We start from the raw sequence: 22170 nt of genomic DNA, 5'->3' as shown, positions 1-22170 counted from the left end.
CCATGGCGCGACTCGAACTCAACGCCGTCGGCAAGTCATTCGGCCCGGTCCGCTGCGCCGAGGATGTCTCGTTGACCGTCGAGCCGGGCGAGATCGTCGCGGTGTTCGGTCCTTCCGGCAGTGGCAAGACCGTGCTTCTGCGCATGATTGCCGGCATGTTCGAGCCGGACCAGGGCGACATTCTGGTCGGCGGTCGATCCGTTGTCGGCGCTCCGCCCGAGCATCGCGGGATCGGGATGGCGTTCCAGAACTTTGCCTTGTTTCCGCACATGACTGCTCGGGCCAACATCGCAAGCGGCTTGCGTGCAAGGGCGGGCGCGGCGGAGGTGGCGAGCAGGGTCACCTCAATCAGCCGGCTCCTGAAGATCGAGCATGTGCTCGGCCACATGCCTCGCGAATTGTCGAACGGGCAGAAGCAGCGCACCGCGCTGGCGCGAGCGCTGATCGGCAATCCGGAGGTGCTTCTGCTCGACGATCCTCTGCGCAACGTCGATGCCAAGCTTCGCTACGAGATGCGGCTGGAATTGCCGAGCCTGCTGCGGCGTAGCTCGGCCGCCGTTCTCTACGTCACGCAGGACTATCGGGAGGCGATGGCGATCGCCGACCGGATCGCGGTGCTGGTCGGCGGCCGTCTGGTGCAGGTGGCCCGTCCCGAGGAGATCTATGCCAAGCCGGCTTCCGTGGCGGTCGCGCGCCTGTTCGGCGACCCCAGCATCAATCTCACCGAGGTGACGCCGGCGGCCGAACATGACGCTCTGTTCGCGGACGTCTCGGGCACGCGGGTGCGGCTCGATGCGGGAGACCGCGAGCCGGCGGATCTCGGCGTCTGCTGGGTCGGCGTGCGGCCGGACGATCTCGCGATCTCGCAGACCGCGGGCGACGATGCAATCCCGGCCCGCGTCGTGGCCGTCACGCCAATGCACGAGAAGGCGGTGCTGCTGCTCCGTTTCAGCGACGGCACCGAATGGCTGGCGGCCCTACCATCGACTGCGACGGTGGCCGGCGCCGACGACAACGTCTTCGTTCGCTTCGCACCTGAAGCCTCGCTGTTGTTCGATCGGGCGACCGGCGCCCGGATCGGGCTGCCGCACCGGCGGCAGGCGGCATAGGAGCGACAATGGGCATGCTCGAGCTGCAAAATGTCGACAAGGTCTATCGCAGCCGCGGCAAGCCGCCGGTGCATGCGGTGCGCGCGCTCGACATGACGGTGAAGCAGGGCGAGATCGTCGCGCTGCTCGGCTCGTCCGGCTGCGGCAAGACCTCGACCTTGCGGATGATCGCAGGTTTCGAGGACGTCACCTCAGGCTCGATCGCGCTCGACAAGCGGCGGATCGAGACGCTGCCGCCGGCGCAGCGCAGGGTGGCGATGGCGTTCGAGGGATATTCGCTCTACCCGCCGCTGACCGTCCGCGAGAACATCGCCTTTGCGCTGAAGGCCCGGCAATTGTCGCGAGGCGAGGTCACGCGGCGGGTCGGGGCGATCGCGCGGCTGATCGAGATCGAGGACATCCTCGATAGCTATCCGCGCTCGATCTCCGGAGGGCAGCAGCAGCGCGTCTCGCTGGCGCGCGCCCTGGTGCGCGATGCCGATCTGTACCTGTTGGACGAGCCGATGGGGCAGCTCGAGCCCCAGCTGCGCGCGGTGCTGCGCGGCAGGATCAAGGGACTGCTTGCCGAGCGCGGGATGACGGCGATATTCGTCACCCATGACCAGACCGAGGCGAGCGCGCTCGCCGACCGTATCGCGGTCATGGAAGATGGCGTGCTTCAACAGTTCGCGAGCGAACGGGAGCTGAAGGACCGCCCCGCGAACCTGTTCGTCGCGAGCTTCATCGGCGAGCCGCCGATGAACCTGCTCGAGGCCGAGGTCGCTCGCGCCGACGGCGGCTTCCGGCTCTCGATCGGCCCCGACGTCGCATTCCAGCTCGATGGGCCGACGCTCGACCCGGCAGCGGGGCGCGCGCTCGCAAACAGCCCGCGACTCCGGATCGGCATCAGGCCGCAGAAGATTTCCGTCGGCAGCGGGGACGTGCGCGTGCGCGTCGTCTCCAACCAGTGGCTGGGCGACCAGTCGCATGTTGCAGGCGAATGCGATGGCCGTCTTCTCATCGCGGTAACACCGAACAAGGTCGCGGCGCGGCCGGGCGACACCTTGCCCTTCGCGCTGGAGTCGCGGCATCTTCATTTGTTCGGCGCCGACGGCAATTGCATTCGCCACGCGGAGGCGGCCTGATCATGAGCACCTTGCCGGGTCGCGACGTCATCATCGGTATCGATGCGGGCACGTCCCTGATCAAGACGGTGGCGTTCACGCGCGATGGCCAGCAACTCGGCGAATACGCGCTGCCGAACAGCTACACGACGTCGGCCGGCGGACACGTCGAACAGGACATGACGCGGACCTGGAACGACACCGTGGCCGCGCTGTGCGGTCTCGTGGCAGCGGTCCCCGACCTCGCTGCGCGGCTCGCCGCCATCGCGGTGACGGGGCAGGGTGACGGGACCTGGCTGATCGACGATGAGGGGCATCCCGTTGCGCCGGCGCTGCTCTGGCTCGACTCGCGCGCCGCCGGTCTCGTCGGCGACATCCGCGCCAGTGAGCGCAACGCGGCGCTGTATCGACGGACCGGCTCGGGGTTGAATGCCTGCCAGCAGGGGCCACAGCTGGCCTGGTTGCAGGCCCATGCGCCCGGGACCCTGTCGCGCGCCCGCACGGTCTTTCATTGCAAGGACTGGCTGTATTTCCGCCTCACCGGCGAGCGTGCGACCGATCCGTCGGAGGCGACCTTCTCCTGCGGCGATTTCCGCAAGCGCCGCTTTGATGCGGAAACGGCCCGCCTGATCGGCATCGTCGACTGCATGGCGCTGTTTCCCGAGATCGTCGACGGCGTCGCGACCACGCATCCGCTGAACGCCGGCGCGGCGCTCGAGATCGGCCTGCCGCAGGGCGTTCCGGTCTCGCTCGGCTATGTCGACGTCATCTGCAATGCGCTGGGGGCGGGGCTCTACGATCCCGCGCCGGATGTCGGGTGCACCATCATCGGCTCGACCGGCATGCATATGCGCCTTGCACCGAGCGCGGATGCGGTGCTGCTCAATCCCGAGGCGACCGGCTACACCATGCCGTTCCCGGTCTCCGGTCACTATGCGCAGATGCAATCGAACATGGCGGCGACGCTGAACATCGACTGGCTCCTGGACCTCGCGCGCGACCTGCTGGCCGCGGAGGGAATCGCGCGCTCGCGTGCCGAGCTGATCCGTCGCCTCGATGACCGCGTGCTCGAGGCCAGGCCCGGCGAGCTCCTGTTCCACCCCTTCATTTCCGATGCCGGCGAGCGCGGTCCGTTCGTCGCGCACGAGGCCTGCGCCCAGTTCCTCGGCTTGCGCACCCGTCACGGCTATTGGGACCTGATGCGCGCGGTCATGGAAGGGCTCGCCTTCGCTGCCCGCGATTGTTATGCCGCCATGGGCGCGCTGCCGCGGGACGTGCGCATCACCGGCGGCGCGGCGCGAAGCCGGGCGCTCGGCGCGATCTTCGGCGCTGCGCTGGAATGCAACGTTCGCGTCTGTAGCCGCGGCGAGGCGGGAGCCGCGGGCGCCGCCATGATCGCGGCGGTGGCGACCGGCCTCTATCCGGATATGACGGCCTGTGCGGACGAGTGGGTGCGGCCATATCTCACTGCGGCGCACACGCCGGACGCGGCATTGGCATCGCACTATGCGCGGCTGTTCCCAGCCTATCTGGACGCCAGGCTGGCGGCGCGGCCGATCTGGAAGCAACTTGCGGCGGTGCGTGCGGGAGCCGGTCATGCCTAAGACCATTGCCATCGTCGGAGACCGCTTCATGCTGCCGACGGTCTTTGCCAAACGGATCAACGCGTCCTGCGGCATCGATATCGACATGCGCATGCTGGAGCAGCCCTGGCCGGACGAGCCGATGGAGCACGGCTATGCCGGCTCCAAGCTCGACGGATTGAAGGAGTTCATGGGCGACCCCGACGAGGTCGCGGATTTCATAGGCGACGCCGCGCTGCTGGTCACGCATCTTGCGCCGATGTCCCGATCGATGCTGGAGCGGCTGCCGAACCTCAAATTCATCGCGGTGTCGCGCGGCGGCCCGGTCAATGTTGACATGCAGGCCGCGCGCGACCACAAGGTGCTGGTGGTCAACACGCCCGGCCGTAATGCCAGCGCAGTGGCCGAATTCACCATCGGCGCCATTCTCGCCGAGACGCGCTTGATCCGCAGCGGACATGAATCCCTGCGTGGGGGCGAGTGGCGCGGCGACCTTTACCGCGCCGATCGCACCGGGCGCGAGCTCGGCGAGATGACCGTCGGCATCGTCGGCTATGGCGCGATCGGCACCCGCGTAGTGAGACTGCTCAAGGCGTTCGGCTGCAAGATCCTGGTGTCGGACCCCTATGTCCAGCTCAGCGCGCAGGATCGCAACGACGGCGTCGAGCATGTCAGCCTGGGCGAGCTGCTGGCACGCGCCGACGTGATCAGCCTGCATGCGCGGGTGACGGCCGAGACCACCGGTTTGATCGATCGCGCGGCGCTGGCACGGGTCAAGCCGGGCGCCATCTTCATCAACACGGCGCGTGGGCCCCTCGTCGATTACCAGGCCCTGTACGAGGCGCTGTCGTCCGGCCGGCTCGCAGGCGCGATGCTCGACACCTTTGCGGTGGAACCGGTGCCGCCGGATTGGCCGCTGCTGCAACTGCCCAACGTGACTCTGACGCCGCACATTGCGGGGGCCTCGTTGCGCACCGTCACCATCGCCGCCGAGCAGGCGGCCGAGGAGGTTCGCCGCTATCTTGCCGGCGAGCCGCCGCTCAATCCGTGCTGAAGACGAAAGGGATTTTGCCATGACCCGCGAGGAGCGACAATTGCGCGAGGCGATCATCGCCAAATGTCGGTGGATGAACGCATCGGGGCTCAATCAGGGGACGTCGGGCAACATCTCCGCCCGCTACAAGGATCGGATGCTGATAACGCCGTCGGCGACACCCTATGATGCGATGAAACCGGAGATGATCGCCTCGATGCCGCTTGAAGGCGAGCACGGCTCTTGGGATGGGCCGCTGCAGCCCTCGACCGAATGGCGCTTCCATCTCGACATCATGCGCGGCCGGCCGGATGTCGGCAGCGTCGTTCACTCCCATTCGACCTTCGCCACCGTGCTCGCGATCGCGCGCAAGCCGATCCCGGCTTGTCACTACATGATGGCGGCGTTCGGCGGCCACGATATCCGCTGCGCCGGCTACGCGCGTTACGGCACGGCCGAGTTGTCAGAGCTCGCGCTCAAAGCGCTCGAAGGCCGCAACGGCTGCCTGCTTGCCAATCACGGCATGATCGCCGTCGGTGCCAATCTCGACAAAGCGATGTGGCTTGCGGTCGAGCTCGAGACCATCGCGCGGCAATACTATCTTTCACTTGCATTGGGATCGCCGCACATTCTCAGCGAAGCGGAGATCGCCGACACCGCGAAGGGCTTCTCGACCTATGGTCTTCAGCAGTCCAAATCCAAGGCTGCTTCGAAGGCGAAGCAGGGCAGGGCACGCGCACCTGCAAGGGCGGCGGCGCGACTACGCGTCGAGAAGAAGCGCAGCAGGATGTGATGACGGGCACTGCGCCGCACGCGGGCAGGGATCACGGGCTTGTCGACATCGCGATTATGGGCGGTGGCATCAACGGGGCCGGTATCGCGCGCGATGCGGCAGGCCGCGGCCTGAAGGTCCTGTTGTGCGAGAAGGGAGACTTTGCCGAAGGCACTTCGTCGCGCTCCGGCAAGCTCGTTCATGGCGGGCTGCGCTATCTCGAATATTACGAATTTCGCCTGGTGCGCGAGGCCTTGACCGAGCGGGAGGTCCTGCTCGCGTCCGCGCCGCACATCATCTGGCCGATGCGCTTCGTGCTGCCCCACTCGCCCGAGCAGCGGCCGGCGTGGCTGGTTCGCACTGGGCTGTTTCTCTATGACCATCTCGGCGGTCGCAAGCTTCTGCCGTCGAGCCGTGGTTTCGATCTCACGCGTGCCCCTGAGGGCGCGCCGCTGCGCTCCGAGTTTCGCCGCGGCTTTGAATATTCGGATTGCTGGGTCGATGACGCCCGGCTCGTGATCCTCAATCTGGTAGATGCCGCGCACAACGGCGCGATCATCCTGCCCCGCACCCGCGCGTTACGTGCGCGCCGGGACGCGGGCGCATGGCACCTGGAGATGCAGGGAGATGACGGCGGCACGCAGATCGTTCGGGCGCGAGCGCTGGTCAATGCCGCAGGTCCCTGGGTCCAGGACGTCATCCAGGGTGTCGCCGGGCTGAACTCCTCGCACAATGTGCGGCTGGTCAAGGGAAGTCACTTGGTATTGCCAAAATTCTGGAGCGGGCCACAGGCCTATCTGCTCCAGAACGCGGACCGTCGCGTCATCTTCGTCAACCCTTACGAGACGGATCTGGCGCTGATCGGCACGACGGACATTTCCTATGACGGCCGCGCAGAAGACGTCGCGATCGACGAGAGCGAGATCGCCTACCTGTTCGGCGTGCTGCGCCGCTACTTTCGCGCCCCGCCGGACGAGCGCGAGATCGTCCATGCATTTTCCGGCGTCCGGCCACTCTACGACGACAATACCGAGAACCCGTCAGCAGTAACGCGCGACTATGTTTTCGAGGTTCACGGCGCAGAAGGCGTGCCGCCGCTACTCTCGATCTTCGGCGGCAAGATCACGACCTATCGGCGGCTCGCAGAACACGCGCTGCAACGTCTCGGACCATGGTTTCCGAAGATGTCGCCCACCTGGACGGCGGGACAGCCGCTGCCGGGTGGCGACATCGGGAGTGACTTCGATGCCTTCAGCGTCAAGCTGGCGCGCGAATATCCCGACCTTCCGCGCAAGCTGGTCCATCATTATGCACGCCTGTACGGCACGCGAGCGCGCGAACTGCTGGGACCGGCCCGAGTCTCGGCCGATCTCGGCCGGCATTTCGGTGGAGACTTTTACGAACGCGAGGCCGCGTTTCTGCGCGAGAAGGAGTGGGCCAGGGCGCCTCAGGACTTTCTGGACAGGCGCACCAAACACGGCCTGCATCTGACGGCGGCGCAACGGGACGCATTTGCGAGCTTCATCTAACTCGTCGGCGCGATGCACCTCAACCGTACCGGCACTGTAGGCGATCTATGCATGAAAAGGCCAATGGAAGTCTTCGCTAGCTCGAGATCGGAAGCTATCCGTCAGGCTGGAGTTGCTTATATGTCGGAGTAGCTCAAGTGGGAGTCACTGCCCGCCTTCTCGCGCGTAAAGCTGACCACCATTGATCGGCTCGATCTTTTGGACTGGAGCTAGCTCAAATTGGCCCATGATGGATTGGACCGAGAATTCAAGGTTGTTCAATCGGCTAGAAAGCGGCGTGCGCACGACGTGTGCACCGGGAGATCAAGAAGAAGGACGGATTTGCTGTCGATGCGAACCTAGTCAAGGCCGACGCCAACCGGCAGAGGAGGATCGAAAGCGACAAGAGATTACCGTCGGAAACCGCTGGCGGAGCGATCGATGAGTATCTGGTCGTTCTCGACGAATACAGCGATCGACGACAGCGAGAACGCGGTCATTGTCACTGACCCCTCCTTGGCAAGTTCATGGATAAGCCGCCGATCCTTGGGCCATGGTTGCCGACCCGGACGGCTGTTCTACGCACTATGGCAGCAATCCCTGCCGAAACGCGAGGGCCACAGCGTGGGGCAGGGTCAATGCAGCAAGATTCCGCTTGGCATTGTCCAAATGATACTTCACCCCATGAATCGAAACTCCGAGAAGCTCCGCAATATCCTGCATCGTCTTGCCATCAGAGATCAAGCCGAGACACTGCCGCTCGCGCTGAGTCAGGGGGCTCCCCTGCTGACCGTCCGGGGGCGTTCGCCCCATTCTGGCGGCGTTCACATGCGCATGAAAGGTGAGACCCATCCTCTCCAACATGTCTTTCGAGGTCTCGATGAAACGATCGAGTCCAAGGCTGCGGTCGTCCACCGCTAGCGTAAACGCCGCGAACTGATTTTGGCTTGCGGGAATGCGAACCGTCAGGCCGGTCCTGATCTTGAAGCTGAGCGCATCGTCAAACAGACGGCGTTCTTTCGCCGACTTTGCGCTTCGCGCCTCACGTCCATCCCACAGGAACATCCGGCTTGTGTTTCGCGGATCCTGAAGAACGGGATCGATGTTGTCGTATCCTTCCCGAAAATAGTGGCTGGTCCAACTCTTCGGATAGGATGAGATCAGTTTGGGGCCATTCGCACGTTGGCCAAAGTAGGCGAACCAGCGGAAACCCAATGCATGCGCAGTTCGTTCCGCCACGCGTCGAAAATCGTCTTCCGTGTGAGCAGAGTGAAGACAATCAACAAATTCATTGAACGCTCTTTTAGCTTCTTTCATGCGTCACTTCACTACTTCCCAGCCTCCAGATGCGCGAGCACTTCGACATTTCGCGCTCTACGTGCAGGCCGTGTATTGCGACGTTGCGGCAGCTTTGCGGCAAGAACGATTCCAAAACACCCTGCCAGAACTGATAGCGCAATGCCGTGACCGCGCCTGCTTTCTTGATCTCAAAGCTGTGATTCGTAAGCAAGAGGTTAAGAATGAAGGTCATTGTGCGCACGCGTATGGCGCTCCTGCACGACTCTGAACTGACAATGGGAATGCATCGTCTGCGAGGGCGCGTGTTCAAGGAGCGGCTCGACTGGGACGTCTCTATCGCGGACGGATTGGAGATCGACCAGTACGACGCATTCAAGCCGACGTATCTCTTGGTGGTCGAGCGGCGCGAGGTCGTCGGTTGCGTTCGCCTGCTGCCCACCACAGGGCGCAACATGCTGGCCGACACGTTCCCGATGTTGCTGGATGGCCACGCGGCGCCCAGAGCAGCCAATATCTGGGAGAGCTCGCGCTTTTGCGTTGACACCCAAACCCTCGCTGCGACGGCTGAGAACGGCTTGCGGAAAGCGACGTTCTTGCTCTTTGCGGCAATGATCGAATGGGGCCAGCAGTGCGACCTGCAGGCGATCGCGACCGTCACTGATCTGCGCATGGAGCGAATCCTGCGCCGGGCCGGATGGCATCTCGATCGCCTGGGCACACCGCGTCAAATCGGAACCACCACGGCCGTCGCAGGACTGTTGCCAGTCACCGATGACGCCCTCGGGGCCATCCGGGCGGCCGGCAAGATTTCGAAGCCGGTCATTGATGCTCCATCGAGCGTGGCACGCGCAGCATAGCGCCGAACGTCTCCATCTCCCGACAATACCGAAAGGCTTTCTGCGATGGATCCAGCTGCATTCGCGGCTCTGGTCGAACACTGTGCCCCGGCGCCGGACCTTGTACGGCCGCTGACGGCGATTGTACGGCAGGCGAGCTCGTTCGAGCCGCTGCTGATCACAATTCAGGCGCGCAAGCCGATTCCGATTCAGGCAAGTGACCGTGACGAAGCGATCCAGCTCGCGACCGAGGCCATCGCCACCGGCCAGCCGGTCCGGACTGGTCTCGCTCAACTTGATGCGGATGAAACCAAGCAGGCAGGGCTGACGGCCACCACGACCTTCGATGCCTGCAAGCACATCGCGGGTCTCGGCAGACTGTTCGAGGCCCGCTTGCAAGCAGCAAACGTGAACGTCTCGGGCCGCGATCAGGCCATTGCCAGCGTTGTCGCGAGCTTTGCGGCCAAAGCTCCTCGAACAACTCCCGAGCCCCGAACCCCGTCCGGCGATGCCGACATTTCCACCGGCGACGCGCCGATAATCAACACGCCAGCTCCCTCCATCAATGAGCGTCCGAACTGGGACGTCTATCGCTCGGGCCTTGGCACGTCAGCCTTTGTGTATGAGCGATGAGTTTTGTTTTGTCTCGATTCAAGACCGCGGTCCGGGCTGGTCCGGCTGCAACGCCGATCGGAGCCACGTCATGACTTCTCCTGTTAAACACTCCGCTGCCCTTCTTTGCATGGGAGCCGTTCTCAGCATCGCCTTAGTCGAGCCTGCGCTCGCGCAGACCGCGAACATCGAGGGTGTGCTGCAGAACATCGTCAACATGCTAACCGGCAACGTCGCGCGCCTGCTGGCGACGCTGGCGGTCATCATCGTCGGCATCGCCTGGATGTTCGGCTATCTCGACCTGCGCAAGGCCGCCTATGTCGTGCTCGGCGTCGCCATCACGTTCGGCGCCTCCGAGGTGGTCTCGACCCTGACCGGGGGTCGTTGATGAATGAGGCCGCGCGTCTCACGGAGGACACCTTGTTCCTCGCCTGCACCCGTCCGGCCATGATTGCCGGCGTCACCATGGAAGCCATGGCGCTCAACGTGATGTTCTCCTGCATCCTCTTCCTGGTCGCCGGAAGCATCATCTACGGCCTGGTCGCGATTCCGATCCATGGTCTTTGCCGCATCATCTGTCGGTACGACCCCAACATGTTCCGGATTCTGCTCGCCTGGATCGAAACCCGCGGACGCACGCGCAACGCCGCATTCTGGGGTGGATCGTCCTGCACGCCGCTCAAGCTCGTCCGGCGGTATCGAACACGAGACCTTGGTTATGCGTAACGCAACGCTCAAAAGCCGGGAGATCGGGCCCGAAGTCTACCTGCCGTTCGGCCGGCACGTCACCGATACGGTGATCAGTCTCACGACGCGGGCCCTGCTCACGGTGATCCGGCTCGATGGCACCTCGTTCGAGACCGCCGAGACGGCGGATCTGAACGACCTGCACGCCAAGCTGAACCTCACCCTACGCAATGTTGCGGACCCGCGGCTGGCGCTGTGGACCCATCTGGTGCGACGCCGGACATCGGACTATCCGGACGGCGCGTTCCGATCGACATTTTCAGCTTCGCTCGACGCGCAATATCGCGACCGGCTCCGCAAGGCAGCGCTGTTTCACAACGATCTCTATCTGACGCTGGTTTGGCATCCCGGTCGCGCCCCCGCTGACGCGGCGGCCGCGTTCTTCAAACGGCTTGGCCGGAGCGCCACGGCTTCCCTCGAGGTCGACAGCGAAGCCATCAAGCGGCTCAACGATGCCACGAGCGATATGGTCGCGGCATTGGAGCGCTACGGCGCCCATGCCCTGGGATTGGTTGAGCGCAACAGCACCACCTTCTCAGAGCCAATGGAGCTGCTTCACGGCCTCGCCTCCGGCGAGTGGATGCCCATGCCATTGCCGCAAGGGCCGATCGGCCCCGCGCTCTATTCAAACCGCGTCATCTTCGGCCGCGAAGCCATCGAAATCCGCAGCGCGGGCGGGTCGCGATTCGCTGGCATGTTTGGACTCAAGGAATATCCGGCGTCCACCCGGCCCGGATTGCTAAACGCGCTGCTTTCCGCGCCTTTCGAAGTTATCCTCACGCAATCCTTGGCATTTCTGTCGAAGGCCGACGCCAAGACTGTCCTGACGCGCAAGCAGAACCAGCTGGTCTCGGCGCAGGATCCGGCGGCCTCGCAGGTCGATGAGCTCTCTGACGCGCTCGACGATCTCGAATCCAACAGGTTCGTGCTTGGAGATCATCATCTCTCGCTGCTGATCTACGCCGAGACGCCTTCGCAGCTGCAGGATCACATGAGCGTGGCGCGGCGCGCTTTGGCCGACGCGGGCGCCGTGGTTGCGCGCGAGGATCTTGGCCTGGAAGCGGCCTATTGGGCCCAGCTTCCGGGACTGTTCAAGTATCGGGCGCGAACTGGCGCGATCACGTCGCGCAATTTCGCGGCACTTTCTCCGTTCCACACCTATCCGACCGGAAAGCCTGCCGGCAACCATTGGGGACCGGCGGTCGCCATGCTCAAGACCGCGTCTGGCTCGCCTTTTTACTTCTCCTTTCATCACGGCGACCTCGGCAACACCTTCATCTGCGGCCCCTCCGGGTCGGGCAAGACCGTCGTCCAGAACTTCCTGCTGTCGCAGGCCGAGCGGCTCGGCGCCACTTACGTCTTCTTCGACAAGGACCGCGGCGCCGAGATTTTCGTCCGTGCCGCCGGGGGCACCTATCTGACGCTCCACAACGGCATTGCGACCGGCTGCGCGCCGCTCAAGGCGCTGGAGCTGACGCCAGCCAATCTTTCCTTCTTGGGCGCTCTTACCCGGAAGCTCGTTACGCCAGAAGACCGCGCGCTGACCGTATCCGAGGAGGAGCGGATCGACTCCGGCTTGCGAGCGCTTAGTCACCTGCGGCAGGCGGAGCGTTCGTTCGGGGCGCTGCGGGCTTTTCTCGGCCAACAGGATCGCGAAGGAATCGGCGCCCGATTGGAGCGATGGTGCCGGGGTGCTCCTTTCGGCTGGGTGCTCGATGGCGAGGAGGATGCCATCGGGCTAGAAGCCCGGTTCATGGGCTTCGACATGACCGATCTGCTGGATCATCCGGCCGTTCGCACGCCGCTCATGATGTATCTGTTCCATCGCGTGGAGCGCCTGATCGACGGCCGGCGCCTGATCATCGACATCGACGAGTTCTGGAAAGCGCTTGGCGACGAGGCATTTCGGGATCTCGCCAACAACAAGCTCAAAACCATTCGCAAGCAGAACGGCGTCATGGTGTTCGGCACGCAGTCGCCACGCGACGCGCTGGCCTCCCCGATCGCGCACACCATTGTCGAGCAGTGTCCCACGCAAATCTTCCTGCCGAACGCGCGCGGAACACGCTCGGACTATGTCGACGGATTCCATCTCACTGACACGGAATTCCGTCTGATCAAGGAGGAGCTGGCGCCGGAAAGCCGGCGGTTCCTGGTCAAGCAAGGCCACAATTCGGTGGTGGCGGAGCTTGACCTCAGCGGCTTCGACGACGCCCTCGCTGTGCTGTCCGGACGAACGGAAACAGTCGAACTGCTGGACCGCATTCGGGCGGAGGTCGGCGATGATCCGGCACGCTGGCTGCCGGTGTTTCACGCTGAACGGAGGACAATCCGATGACGGTTCAGCTTATCCCGACGATTCTCACGTCCGTCTCGGTCCTGAGCTTGACCCTTCTTACGGCCGCACCTGCGAGCGCGGAGATTGTGTTCGATCCCAGCGTCTATGCGCGGCAATTCGAGCAGCTGACGGAACTGAAGAAGCAGGTCGATACCCTGACGTCCCAGCTCAGGGTGGCCCAGGATCAATTGAATCAGGCCAAGCAGCTCTATGACAGTTTCAACAAGCGGACCAACGCCAACGACATCGGCGCGCTCTTGAACACGCCGCAGTTCCGGAAAGTTCTGCCCCAACAGTTCTCCGACATCGAACGTCTCGTTGCGGGGCAGGGTGGCGGCAACTTCGCCGACGCGATGAACCATTATCTTTCGCAGAACCGCGCGTATGCCGGCAATAGCGGCAATTCGTATTACCAGAGCGAGCTCGACCGGATCGCACGGCAGACCGGCACCAAGCACACCATGGGCCAGACGGTCTATGACACGGCCTCGCAGCGAATCGACGCGCTTGAAGAGTTGAGAACCCGCATCAGCTCGGCGACCGACGTCAAGGAGACGCTCGATCTGTCGGCGCGGCTGCAAGCTGAACAGGCCCTGCTGCAGAACGACGTGCTCCGCATGCAAGGTCTCGCAATGATCCAGCAGGCCCGCACGGACATGGATGGCCAGCGAGAGCGCGAGAAACAACAACAACTGATCGATGAAATGAGCGCGGCCCTGCAATGAAATTGAATACGTCCATTTTGGCACTCTCTCTCGTCGCTGTTCTTACGGGCTGCAACGAGGCCGACAAGAGCCAACGCACAAAAACAGTCGGCTGGTATCTCGACCATCGGGACGAGCTTGCGGCGGCTCTTAGTACGTGCGGCGACAATCCCGGAGAGTTCGCGAAGACACCGAATTGTATCAACGCGAACGAGGCTCGCAACAAGATTACCGTCCAAGAAATGGAAGACGCTCTGAAGTAGGGACCGCCGCGATGGCCATAAATGTCTTCGACAGTTTTCTGAAGGAATTCGAGCAGCCGATCACGACATTCGTGTCGACTTCGGCATCAAATCTTGCCTCTTACATTGATGGTCCCCTCCGCGCGGCCGTGATGCTGTATGTCATCCTCTACGGCTTTGCGGTGATGCGGGGCGCAATCTCGGAGCCAATCATGGAGTTTGCCTGGCGGGCGATGCGGATCGTGGTCGTGGTGCTGCTAGCGACCAACTCAAGCGCATTCCAGCAATACGTCACCGGTCTGTTCTTCGATTCCTTGCCGAGGGAGATCGGCAATGCCTTGGCGGGTGCCGGACTGAACACCAATTCCGGAGCTCCGTTCGATCAGCTTCTGACCAAAGGAATCGACGTCGCCAACAGGATCTACAAGCAGGCCGGCCTGACCAACATCGCACCGGCGCTAGTTGCTGCCATCCTCCTGGTCTTTGTGGCGGTTGGGTCCTTCTTGCAGTTTGCCATTCTGCTCTATGCCAAGGTTGGCCTCGGCGTCGTTATCGCGCTTGGTCCGATCTTCATTGCGCTTGGACTCTTTGAGGCCACGCGGCCGTTTACCGAAGCCTGGCTTCGGCAGGTCGCGAACTTCGTGATCCTCCTGGTCCTGGTGGTTGCTCTGGTCGGGTTGATGTTAACGACCGTTACCGGCTTCATCGACAGGTTTGCGGCAAACGCCGGCACAGCCGGCGAGATGGTGGTGGCCGCTGTCGCCATCAGCGCGGTGCTCGGCCTGTCCGGTTACATCTCGCTTCAACTGCCGGTCATCGCCGGCGGCCTCGCCGGGGGCGGTGCGTCGCTCGCAAGCCGGCTGGTCACGAGCCCAATGATTGCCAACGCCACGGCCGCAGCCAGCGGCGCTTATGCCGGCGCCCGCTGGTCGGCGAGCCGTGGACTGGCCGCCATAAGAGCCAGCCGGCAAGGCGGCAGTATGCGGCGCACCCGATCGCCGGGAACAACAGCCGCGTAGACAATTTTCGCCGACAACGGGCGACAACGGCAAACAGGGGCATCAGAACGATGTGGCGTCGACTATTCATCATCTGCGTCATCGGATTTCAGCTTGGCGGCTGCGCTAGCTGGTCAAAGGGACCGCCATCGTGTGATGGCCAAGCTCGGCGGCCGCTCAATCGTTCGCTGTGGGATTGGGAGACCGGCACGCCGTTGGCGGCACCGGAGCCACCAATTCCGCCATCCGCACCGCCGCCAGTCATCCGCAAAGGCGAAACCAACCCGGCGGCACCCTTCAGGCAACTCGCCGCGTCGGACCAGCGCGCCGACATAGCAGCCTCGTACCGCGCTTGCGGCAAGGAGGCTTGAGATGGTCGGACACGACGAGCTGAAAGCTTATTTCGACAATGCGCGCCGATGGGAACAGGATCTGTTGCTCTCGGCCCATCGCTCGCGGCGAACGGCATGGGTGATTGCCGCTGTTGCCTGCGCGTTGGCGGCCGCCTCGGTTGGTGCGGTCGCAGCACTTGCACCGCTCAAGACGGTCGAGCCGTTCGTTATCCGGGTCGATAATGCCACCGGCATTGTGGACACCGTCTCCGCGCTCACTTCGACGCCGGCGCGCTATGATGAAGCCGTCACCAAGTATTTTCTTGCCCGCTACGTTCGCGCGCGCGAGGGGTACAGCTATCCGGAGGCCGAAACCAACTTTCGGACGATCTCACTACTCTCGGGGCAGGGCGAACAAGCCCGGTTCGCAGCCTGGTATCGCGGCTCCAATCCCGAAAGCCCGCAAGTCGTTCAGGGCCGTTTCGGGGTGGCGACGGTGCGGATCAAGGCGATCTCGCTCCTGGCCGACAATGTGGCGTCCGTCCGCTTCCTGAAGGAGAGCCGCAAGGGCGAGGAGACCCGCGTGACCCATTGGGTCTCGACCCTGACGTTCTCCTATGCCACCGCGCCAATCTCCTCCGCCGACCGTCTCATCAATCCCCTCGGCTTTCTGGTCTCGGAATATCGCGCCGATCCGGAGGTCGTGCCATGAAATCATTCGTTCTCTTGATGACCTTTGTCCTGGGATTTGCGGGGCCGGTTCTGGCCTTGCAACAGCCGTCACCAGGCCAACACGATGCCCGCGTGCGCACGGTGACCTACGACCCAGCCAACGTGGTCCGAATCAACGGCGTGATTCGGGCATCGACACAGGTGTTGTTCGCCGACGATGAGGAGGTTGCGCATGTCGCGATCGGCGACGCGATTGCATGGGAGGTCGCACCGGCGGGCTCGATCCTGTTCCTCAAGCCCCGGGAGAAACATCCGCCGACCAATTTGCAGGTTGTCACCACGCGCCCCGACGGCCGAAAGCGCTCGTATCAGTTCGAGTTGTCGATCGCCGAGACGACGCTGGCGGACAGTTACTTCGTCGTCCGCTTCGCCTATCCCGGCGACGAGTTGGAGCGTCGGCGCACTGAAGCTGCCGCCCGCGGCGCCGAGCGGGAAGGCGCGCTGATCGACCAGACCTTCGACTTGCATCATGCCTATGGTGCGCGCAACTGGCGTTTTTCAGCGCAGGGCTCGGTCGACCTCGAGCCCGAAGCCGTTTTCGACGACGGCAAGGAGACCACGTTCCGCTTCGCGGGCAATCGCGAGATCCCCGCGATCTATCTGATAAACTCCGACGGCTCGGAAAGCCTGGTGCCAAAAGATGTTCGCGGGGAACTCGTGGTGGTTCATGCCACGGCCCGGGAGTTTCGGTTGCGCAAGGGCGACACTGTACTCTGCATTTTCAACGAAGCATTCGACGCGGTGGGAATTAATCCGGGCACCAATACCACAAGCCCGTCGATTGAGCGGCGGGCGAAGAAATCACCACTAACCCCAAGGCCGCGATAGGCGAGGGCGATATGACCGAACATCAGGATGAGACGATCGCCGGCGACCGCGGCATTACGCCTGTGGGCGGAGGGGACAATGGCCGAACGGCGATGCTCAAACGCGGCTTCGGTGCGCTGGCGCTCACCGCCTTTGCCGCTCTGATCATCTGGGGGACCTGGAAAGGCGATAAGCCGGTCAGTGATTCCGCCCGGAAGCTGGTGATCCGCCAGGCGGCGGCGTTCGAGCCTATCCCGGAAGCGCCGGCCGCGCCTGTTACCACAGCCTCAACTGGAGCCGCTCCGGTCCCAGCCACGCCAGCGGCTCCCGCACCCGCCTCCGACCAGCTTCTGGAGAGCGCCCGGCGCGCACCAGTTCTGGCCTATAATCGGCCGAGTTCTGCGGGACGCCCGGCCCACGACAGCGTGACCGGAAGTGTCGTCACTGATCCCTATGGGTTCGGGCGGGGCGAGCCGCGCAACGACCTCGCCGACAAGCTGAAGCCGACCCCGATCGAGGGCGTGCGCGCAACGCGGCTTCCCAATCGCAATCTGCTGGTCACCCAGGGCACCTCAATCCCATGCGTACTGGAAACGGCGATGTCCTCCGACGTGGCCGGTTTCGTCTCCTGCGTCGTCGTGCGCGACGTGATATCGGATTCCGGCAACGTGGTGCTGATGGAAAAAGGCACCCAAGTGGTCGGCGAATATCGCGGCAGTGTGCGGCGCGGATCAAAACGCCTGTTCGTGCTGTGGACCCGCGCCAAGACGCCGACCGGCGTCATTGCAGCATTGGCCTCGCCGGCGACCGATGCGCTGGGCCGCGCGGGTTTTGACGGCGACATCGACACCCACTTCTTTGAACGGTTCGGCTCGGCGCTCCTACTGTCGGTTGTCAATGATGCCGGCTCGATCGGGCGTCAGCAGCTGCAGGACAGCTCCATCCAGATCAACAACACCACCGGCGCCACCAATACCGCCGCAGCCATCGCTGTCGAGCAGTCGATCAACATTCCACCGACCCTCAACAAGAACCAGGGCGAACTCGTCAACATCTTTGTCGCCCGCGACGTCGATTTCTCCTCGGTCTATCAATTGCGGCGGGTCGAGACCCGCACGCAGATTTTGGACCGCACCGTCCCCGGGGGCCTCGTGGCTCCGGCCGTGGTGACAAAGTGAGTGCCGTACATTCCATCGAGCGCGATGGCAGCCGGCTCGTGCTGGCGCGCTATCTCGAGCCGCTGGCTCCATTTCTGGCGGACAAATCCTTGACCGAAATCGTCGTCAACCGTCCCGGCGAGATTTTCGTGGAAGGCGCCGGCGGCTGGACCCGGCACGAAGCGCCAGCTTTGACGCATGCCTACCTCTCACACCTCGCGACCGCGGCCGCCGGCCACACCCGTCAGGACATCGGCCCGGAGCATCCGGTGGTCTCGACCAGCCTGATCGGCGAGGAGCGCTGCCAGATAGTCGTCCCGCCGGCGGTGCCAGAAGGCACCGTAAGTCTCACGATACGCAAGCCGTCAGCTTTGACGATGACACTGGATGCCTTTGAGCAGGCAAAACTGTTCGATGAGGTCCGTGTCGCCGATGACGAACTCACAACCGACGAGAATCGGCTTCTGGCCCTGAAAGAAGCCGGCGCCTGGCGCGCCTTCCTCCAGTTGGCCGTCTCAACCCGCCGCAATATCATCATTTCCGGGGCGACTGGTTCGGGAAAGACGACGCTGTCCAAGGCGCTGATCGCGGCGATCCCGGCACACGAGCGGCTCATCACTATCGAGGATACCGCGGAGCTTGTCATCCCTCATCAGAATTGTGTGCGGCTGCTTTACGCCAAGGACGGGCAGGGTCTTGCCAAAATTGGACCGCGCGAACTTCTGGAGTCCTGCCTGCGGATGCGGCCCGATCGTATTCTGCTCCAGGAGCTGCGCGACGGGACCGCATTCTTCTATCTACGGAATGTGAATTCGGGCCATCCAGGATCGATCACAACGGTTCATGCCGACAGCGCCCGGCTCGCCTTCGAGCAGCTGACCTTGTTGGTCAAGGAAAGTGCGGAAGGCCGCGACCTGCATCGCGACGACATCCGCTCGCTGCTGCTGCTTCTCGTCGACGTCGTCATCCAGATGCAGAAGCGGGACGGCCGCTACCGCATTTCGGAGATCTATTATGACCCCGTTCGCAAACGCGACCACCTCCGTTAGGGCGGCGCAGGGAATAGCGGTCGCGCTCGCGGCCTCAGCGCTGTTCCTGTTGGTCGCCTCCAACACATTGCTGCTGGGGCTCAGGCTTCACGATGGTGGTCTGCATTGGTCGGAGATCGCCACCGGTTGGCCCCGCTATGGCGCTGACCCACGTTTCGACCGCTGGCTCACCCTATCGACCCTCGCCGGCGCGGTAGTGGTCTTTGGCCTGCTCGGCGCAATCTTCCGGCACCGTCCTCTCCCGCTTCACGGCAGCGCGCGTTTCGCGTCCGAGCGCGAGATCAAGGCCGCTGGCCTGCGATCCAAGGAAGGCGTGCTGCTCGGCCGCAAGGACGGTGCTCTGCTCTGCTTCGGCGGATCGGAACACGTGCTGGTCTACGCTCCGACCCGCGCCGGCAAGGGCGTCGGCTATGTCATTCCGAACCTGCTCAGTTGGCCGGATTCAGTCGTCGTGCTGGATGTGAAGAAGGAGAACTGGGACCGCTCGGCCGGATTTCGCGCAGCCCATGGGCAGGAGGTCTATCTGTTCGACCCGCTCGACGAGAATGGTCGCACGGCGCGCTACAACCCGCTGAGCTATGTGCGCAGCGATCCCGCCGACCTCTATGACGATCTGCAGCGCATCTCCGTCATGCTGTTTCCAGCCGAAAGCCGCGGTGATCCCTTTTGGTTCGAGGCGGCACGTTCGGCCTTTGTCGCGATCGGCGGTTATGTCGCCGAAACGCCTGGCTTGCCATTGACGGTCGGCGAGATCCTGCACCAGCTGTCCGCAGCCCCGGACCTCAAGACACATTTCGAAAAACTCATCGCCGCTCGCAAGTCCGGCCCTTCGCCACTGTCGCGACATTGCATCACGGCGTTGAACGATTTCCTCGCCGCTTCCGAAAACACCATGAACTCGGTGCGCAAGACCGTCACGGCGAGGCTGGGCCTCTGGCTCAACCCCCGCATCGATGCCGCCACCTCGACGAACGATTTCGATCTGCGGCAGCTGCGGCAACGACCGATGTCGATCTATCTCGGCGTGACCCCTGACAATCTCGACCGCATGGCGCCGCTTCTGAACTTGTTCTTTCAGCAGGTGGTCGATCTCAATACCCGCGAGCTGCCGGAACAAAATCCCAAACTCAATCGCAAGGTGCTGCTGTTGCTCGATGAATTTCCGGCGCTGGGCAATGTCAATGTGCTCGCCAAATCGGTGGCGTTCATCGCGGGCTACGGCATCCGTCTGCTGACCGTGGTCCAGAGTCCGGCCCAGCTGCGCGCGATCTACGGAATCGACGCGGCCCGCAATTTTATGACCAACCATGCCGTCGAGGTGGTGTTCGCGCCCAAAGAACAGGACGTCGCAAATGAGCTCTCCGAGCGCATCGGCTACGATACGGTCAAAGCGCGGAGCCGCAGCGGACCGAAAGGGCTGGCAACGCGGTCGACCAGCGAGACCGTCTCCGAGCATCGGCGCGCCCTGATGCTGCCGCAGGAGCTGAAGCTTCTTCCAAGGTCCAAGGCCTTCATCCTGGGCACCGGCCTTCCCCCGATCGTCGCCGACAAAATCGTCTATTACGAAGACAAGGCGTTCCTCACACGCCTGCTGCCCGCGCCTGTCCAGAAGCTGCCGAAAGGTCGCTCAACCGCACTGCTTGACGCCGAGATCAAGGAGCTTCGCTCCGAGGTCGCGGAGCTCCGGGCGGTATTTCGGTCGCGCCCGTTGACCGACGAGGAGGTGGCCGACCCCTCCACAATTCCGGCCGACGCCTCTTTCGATTTTGGGGATGTAGACGTCGACCTCGAAGGACTCTCTGAGGACGACCTGAAAGCCTGGACCCTGAACTACATCGACGCTCAGGCCATTCCGCCGACTCGGCGGACTGGCCGCAAGCAGAAGGGTGAGCAGCATGAACGACGGGCATAATGCGAGCGAGGAGTTCAGCCTGGAGCGGCAACGTCGCGCGGGCCGCGCTTCCGCCCGAGACAAGGGGGACCACGAGACCATAGCAACGGCGCCTAACCAGCCTTCATCCGCGGAGGTCACCGATAGTGCGTTTCCGGACCGCATCCGTCGGAAATATTACGTGCTGGCCAGTCAATCCCAAAAGGATGGATCCGAACGCGAAGCGCGGCTCTATGCCGATGAGCGGAAAGAGTACCTCGCGTTCAAGGCCACTGACGATCGCCTCGTCACCCGCATAGCTGCCGCAGAAGTGATCCGGGACATGGTCAGCGTGGCACAACATCGCCAGTGGGAGGCACTTCACGTCCATGGCTCCGTCGAGTTTCGACGCGAGGCCTGGCTCGAGGCCAGCGCGCGCGGGATGGATGTGAAAGGCTATCAGCCAAGCGAGCTTGATCGGCAGGCGCTCGCTGACCGACGAGTCGCATGGGATCGAGCCCAGACCCGGGCCAACGATGCAGAGGCTCGCACCGTCTCCGACAGGCCATTGCAGGCGGACAGGCTCGATTACGATAAAGGCGTTTCCGGACGTCTGATGAAGGTCGGTTTTGGCCCCTATCGCGATCGCGCCGACGCAGAGCCATCAACCTATGTAGCCATTGAACTGGACGATGGTCGGCGACATCAGGTGTGGGGCGTCGGCATCGTAACGGACGTCGCAGACAGTGGCGCCAAGCCTGGCGATCGCATCTCTCTGCGAAGGGAAGGCGTCGAACCCGTCATCAGGGCAATCAAATCCATAGACGCCGCCACAGGAATCGCTGGCATTGAACGGCGGCAGATGTGGCGCAACAGGTGGAGTGTGACGTTGGAGACACGCCGTGCAGACCGACTGGCGGCCGCGCATGATTCCGACCTACTCGCGGCCGAATCCCAGATCGCCGTCATCAACAAGCTTGTCGAACGCGCTCTGCCGAACGATGAGAGTGCTCGCCAGAACATTATGGCTTTTGCCAAGGAGCGCATCGCCCGGCATCTGGAGGAGGGGCATACGTTCTCGCGAGCAACAGTCATGGAACCGGTTCGAGATCGTCATCCCTCGGAAGGAGACAAGGAGATCCGAATAGTTCAGACTGGTGACCGCGCGAGAATGCGTGAGCGTGAGCGCTGAATGCACGAGGTCAATTCAGAAATGATTGCCGTCTGTACGGTCCGAAGGGGCATTCCCGCGATGGATTGGACTGAAACGTCCCACGATCCGACTATCGACGAGGTGTCCCCAAAGCAGCATTCCTGCGTCACGTAGTTGCCCGCGTGT

At 63.3% G+C, this 22170-nt stretch carries 22 protein-coding genes; 20 read left to right on the top strand and 2 right to left on the bottom strand.

Annotation, left to right across the window (positions count from 1 at the left end; genetic code table 11):
* Positions 1-2 precede the first annotated feature (2 nt).
* Genes IVB12_RS03080 through IVB12_RS03055 form a run of 6 tightly spaced genes read left to right on the top strand, consistent with a single transcriptional unit; the run spans position 3 to position 7129 of the window.
* Positions 3-1109 carry an ABC transporter ATP-binding protein gene (locus tag IVB12_RS03080; RefSeq protein ID WP_247295536.1) on the top strand — a complete coding sequence of 369 codons (1107 nt, stop codon included), beginning with the start codon at positions 3-5 and terminating at the stop codon, positions 1107-1109.
* A 14-nt stretch (positions 1110-1123) separates the two neighbouring features.
* Positions 1124-2233, top strand: a complete 1110-nt coding sequence (locus tag IVB12_RS03075) for an ABC transporter ATP-binding protein (protein ID WP_247295534.1) — start codon at positions 1124-1126, stop codon at positions 2231-2233.
* A gap of 2 nt (positions 2234-2235) precedes the next feature.
* Positions 2236-3816, top strand: a complete 1581-nt coding sequence (locus IVB12_RS03070; RefSeq protein ID WP_247295532.1) for an FGGY-family carbohydrate kinase — start codon at positions 2236-2238, stop codon at positions 3814-3816.
* A complete protein-coding gene (locus tag IVB12_RS03065) occupies positions 3809-4849 on the top strand; it encodes a 2-hydroxyacid dehydrogenase (RefSeq protein WP_247295531.1) in 1041 nt (346 codons plus the stop codon). Before IVB12_RS03070 ends, IVB12_RS03065 begins: the two co-directional genes overlap by 8 nt.
* A 19-nt stretch (positions 4850-4868) precedes the next feature.
* A complete protein-coding gene (locus IVB12_RS03060) occupies positions 4869-5621 on the top strand; it encodes a class II aldolase/adducin family protein (protein ID WP_247295528.1) in 753 nt (250 codons plus the stop codon).
* Positions 5621-7129 (top strand): glycerol-3-phosphate dehydrogenase, encoded by a 1509-nt coding sequence (locus tag IVB12_RS03055; RefSeq protein WP_247295526.1) that lies wholly within the window; start codon positions 5621-5623, stop codon positions 7127-7129. Before IVB12_RS03060 ends, IVB12_RS03055 begins: the two co-directional genes overlap by 1 nt.
* A 564-nt stretch (positions 7130-7693) precedes the next feature.
* Here IVB12_RS03055 and IVB12_RS03050 read toward each other — a convergent pair.
* Both IVB12_RS03050 and IVB12_RS03045 read right to left on the bottom strand, forming a co-directional pair.
* A complete protein-coding gene (locus IVB12_RS03050; protein WP_247295524.1) occupies positions 7694-8425 on the bottom strand; it encodes an autoinducer binding domain-containing protein in 732 nt (243 codons plus the stop codon).
* Positions 8412-8639, bottom strand: a complete 228-nt coding sequence (locus IVB12_RS03045; protein ID WP_247295522.1) for a hypothetical protein — start codon at positions 8637-8639, stop codon at positions 8412-8414. The genes IVB12_RS03050 and IVB12_RS03045 overlap by 14 nt, the downstream gene beginning before the upstream one ends.
* Between IVB12_RS03045 and IVB12_RS03040 the strand changes: the two genes are divergently transcribed.
* The 14 genes from IVB12_RS03040 to IVB12_RS02975 all read left to right on the top strand — a co-directional run bounded on the left by IVB12_RS03040 (position 8629) and on the right by IVB12_RS02975 (position 22023).
* The gene (locus IVB12_RS03040) at positions 8629-9264 is read left to right on the top strand and encodes an acyl-homoserine-lactone synthase (protein ID WP_247295520.1); all 636 of its coding nucleotides are present in this window, start codon (positions 8629-8631) and stop codon (positions 9262-9264) included. The genes IVB12_RS03045 and IVB12_RS03040 overlap by 11 nt on opposite strands.
* A gap of 45 nt (positions 9265-9309) precedes the next feature.
* Positions 9310-9876, top strand: a complete 567-nt coding sequence (locus IVB12_RS03035) for a type IV secretion protein (protein ID WP_247295518.1) — start codon at positions 9310-9312, stop codon at positions 9874-9876.
* Between the two features lie 70 nt (positions 9877-9946).
* Positions 9947-10243 (top strand): TrbC/VirB2 family protein, encoded by a 297-nt coding sequence (locus tag IVB12_RS03030; RefSeq protein WP_247295516.1) that lies wholly within the window; start codon positions 9947-9949, stop codon positions 10241-10243.
* The gene (locus IVB12_RS03025; protein ID WP_247295515.1) at positions 10243-10581 is read left to right on the top strand and encodes a type IV secretion system protein VirB3; all 339 of its coding nucleotides are present in this window, start codon (positions 10243-10245) and stop codon (positions 10579-10581) included. Before IVB12_RS03030 ends, IVB12_RS03025 begins: the two co-directional genes overlap by 1 nt.
* Positions 10574-12940, top strand: coding sequence for a VirB4 family type IV secretion/conjugal transfer ATPase (locus IVB12_RS03020; RefSeq protein ID WP_247295513.1), 2367 nt, complete (start codon positions 10574-10576; stop codon positions 12938-12940). The genes IVB12_RS03025 and IVB12_RS03020 overlap by 8 nt, the downstream gene beginning before the upstream one ends.
* On the top strand, positions 12937-13665 hold the full coding sequence (locus tag IVB12_RS03015) for a type IV secretion system protein (protein ID WP_247295511.1): 729 nt from the start codon (positions 12937-12939) through the stop codon (positions 13663-13665). Before IVB12_RS03020 ends, IVB12_RS03015 begins: the two co-directional genes overlap by 4 nt.
* Positions 13662-13907, top strand: coding sequence for an EexN family lipoprotein (locus IVB12_RS03010; RefSeq protein ID WP_247295509.1), 246 nt, complete (start codon positions 13662-13664; stop codon positions 13905-13907). Before IVB12_RS03015 ends, IVB12_RS03010 begins: the two co-directional genes overlap by 4 nt.
* Positions 13908-13918: 11 nt before the next feature.
* Positions 13919-14905 (top strand): type IV secretion system protein, encoded by a 987-nt coding sequence (locus IVB12_RS03005; RefSeq protein ID WP_247295507.1) that lies wholly within the window; start codon positions 13919-13921, stop codon positions 14903-14905.
* A 351-nt stretch (positions 14906-15256) separates the two neighbouring features.
* Positions 15257-15928, top strand: a complete 672-nt coding sequence (locus tag IVB12_RS03000) for a virB8 family protein (protein WP_247295503.1) — start codon at positions 15257-15259, stop codon at positions 15926-15928.
* Positions 15925-16776: a P-type conjugative transfer protein VirB9 gene (gene virB9, locus IVB12_RS02995; protein WP_247295501.1), complete on the top strand. Its 852-nt coding sequence runs from the start codon at positions 15925-15927 to the stop codon at positions 16774-16776. Before IVB12_RS03000 ends, virB9 begins: the two co-directional genes overlap by 4 nt.
* 11 nt (positions 16777-16787) lie before the next feature.
* Positions 16788-17933: a type IV secretion system protein VirB10 gene (virB10, locus tag IVB12_RS02990; RefSeq protein ID WP_247295499.1), complete on the top strand. Its 1146-nt coding sequence runs from the start codon at positions 16788-16790 to the stop codon at positions 17931-17933.
* Positions 17930-18961 carry a P-type DNA transfer ATPase VirB11 gene (virB11, locus tag IVB12_RS02985; RefSeq protein ID WP_247295497.1) on the top strand — a complete coding sequence of 344 codons (1032 nt, stop codon included), beginning with the start codon at positions 17930-17932 and terminating at the stop codon, positions 18959-18961. The genes virB10 and virB11 overlap by 4 nt, the downstream gene beginning before the upstream one ends.
* Positions 18927-20873 carry a type IV secretory system conjugative DNA transfer family protein gene (locus IVB12_RS02980; protein WP_247295495.1) on the top strand — a complete coding sequence of 649 codons (1947 nt, stop codon included), beginning with the start codon at positions 18927-18929 and terminating at the stop codon, positions 20871-20873. The genes virB11 and IVB12_RS02980 overlap by 35 nt, the downstream gene beginning before the upstream one ends.
* A complete protein-coding gene (locus tag IVB12_RS02975) occupies positions 20857-22023 on the top strand; it encodes an LPD7 domain-containing protein (protein WP_247295493.1) in 1167 nt (388 codons plus the stop codon). Before IVB12_RS02980 ends, IVB12_RS02975 begins: the two co-directional genes overlap by 17 nt.
* Positions 22024-22170 lie beyond the last annotated feature (147 nt).

This window comes from Bradyrhizobium sp. 179 (assembly GCF_023073535.1).
In the GTDB taxonomy this organism is placed as follows: Bacteria; Pseudomonadota; Alphaproteobacteria; order Rhizobiales; family Xanthobacteraceae; genus Bradyrhizobium.
Note: the sequence above shows the minus strand (reverse complement) of the source record. Positions and strands in the feature narration are given on the sequence as shown.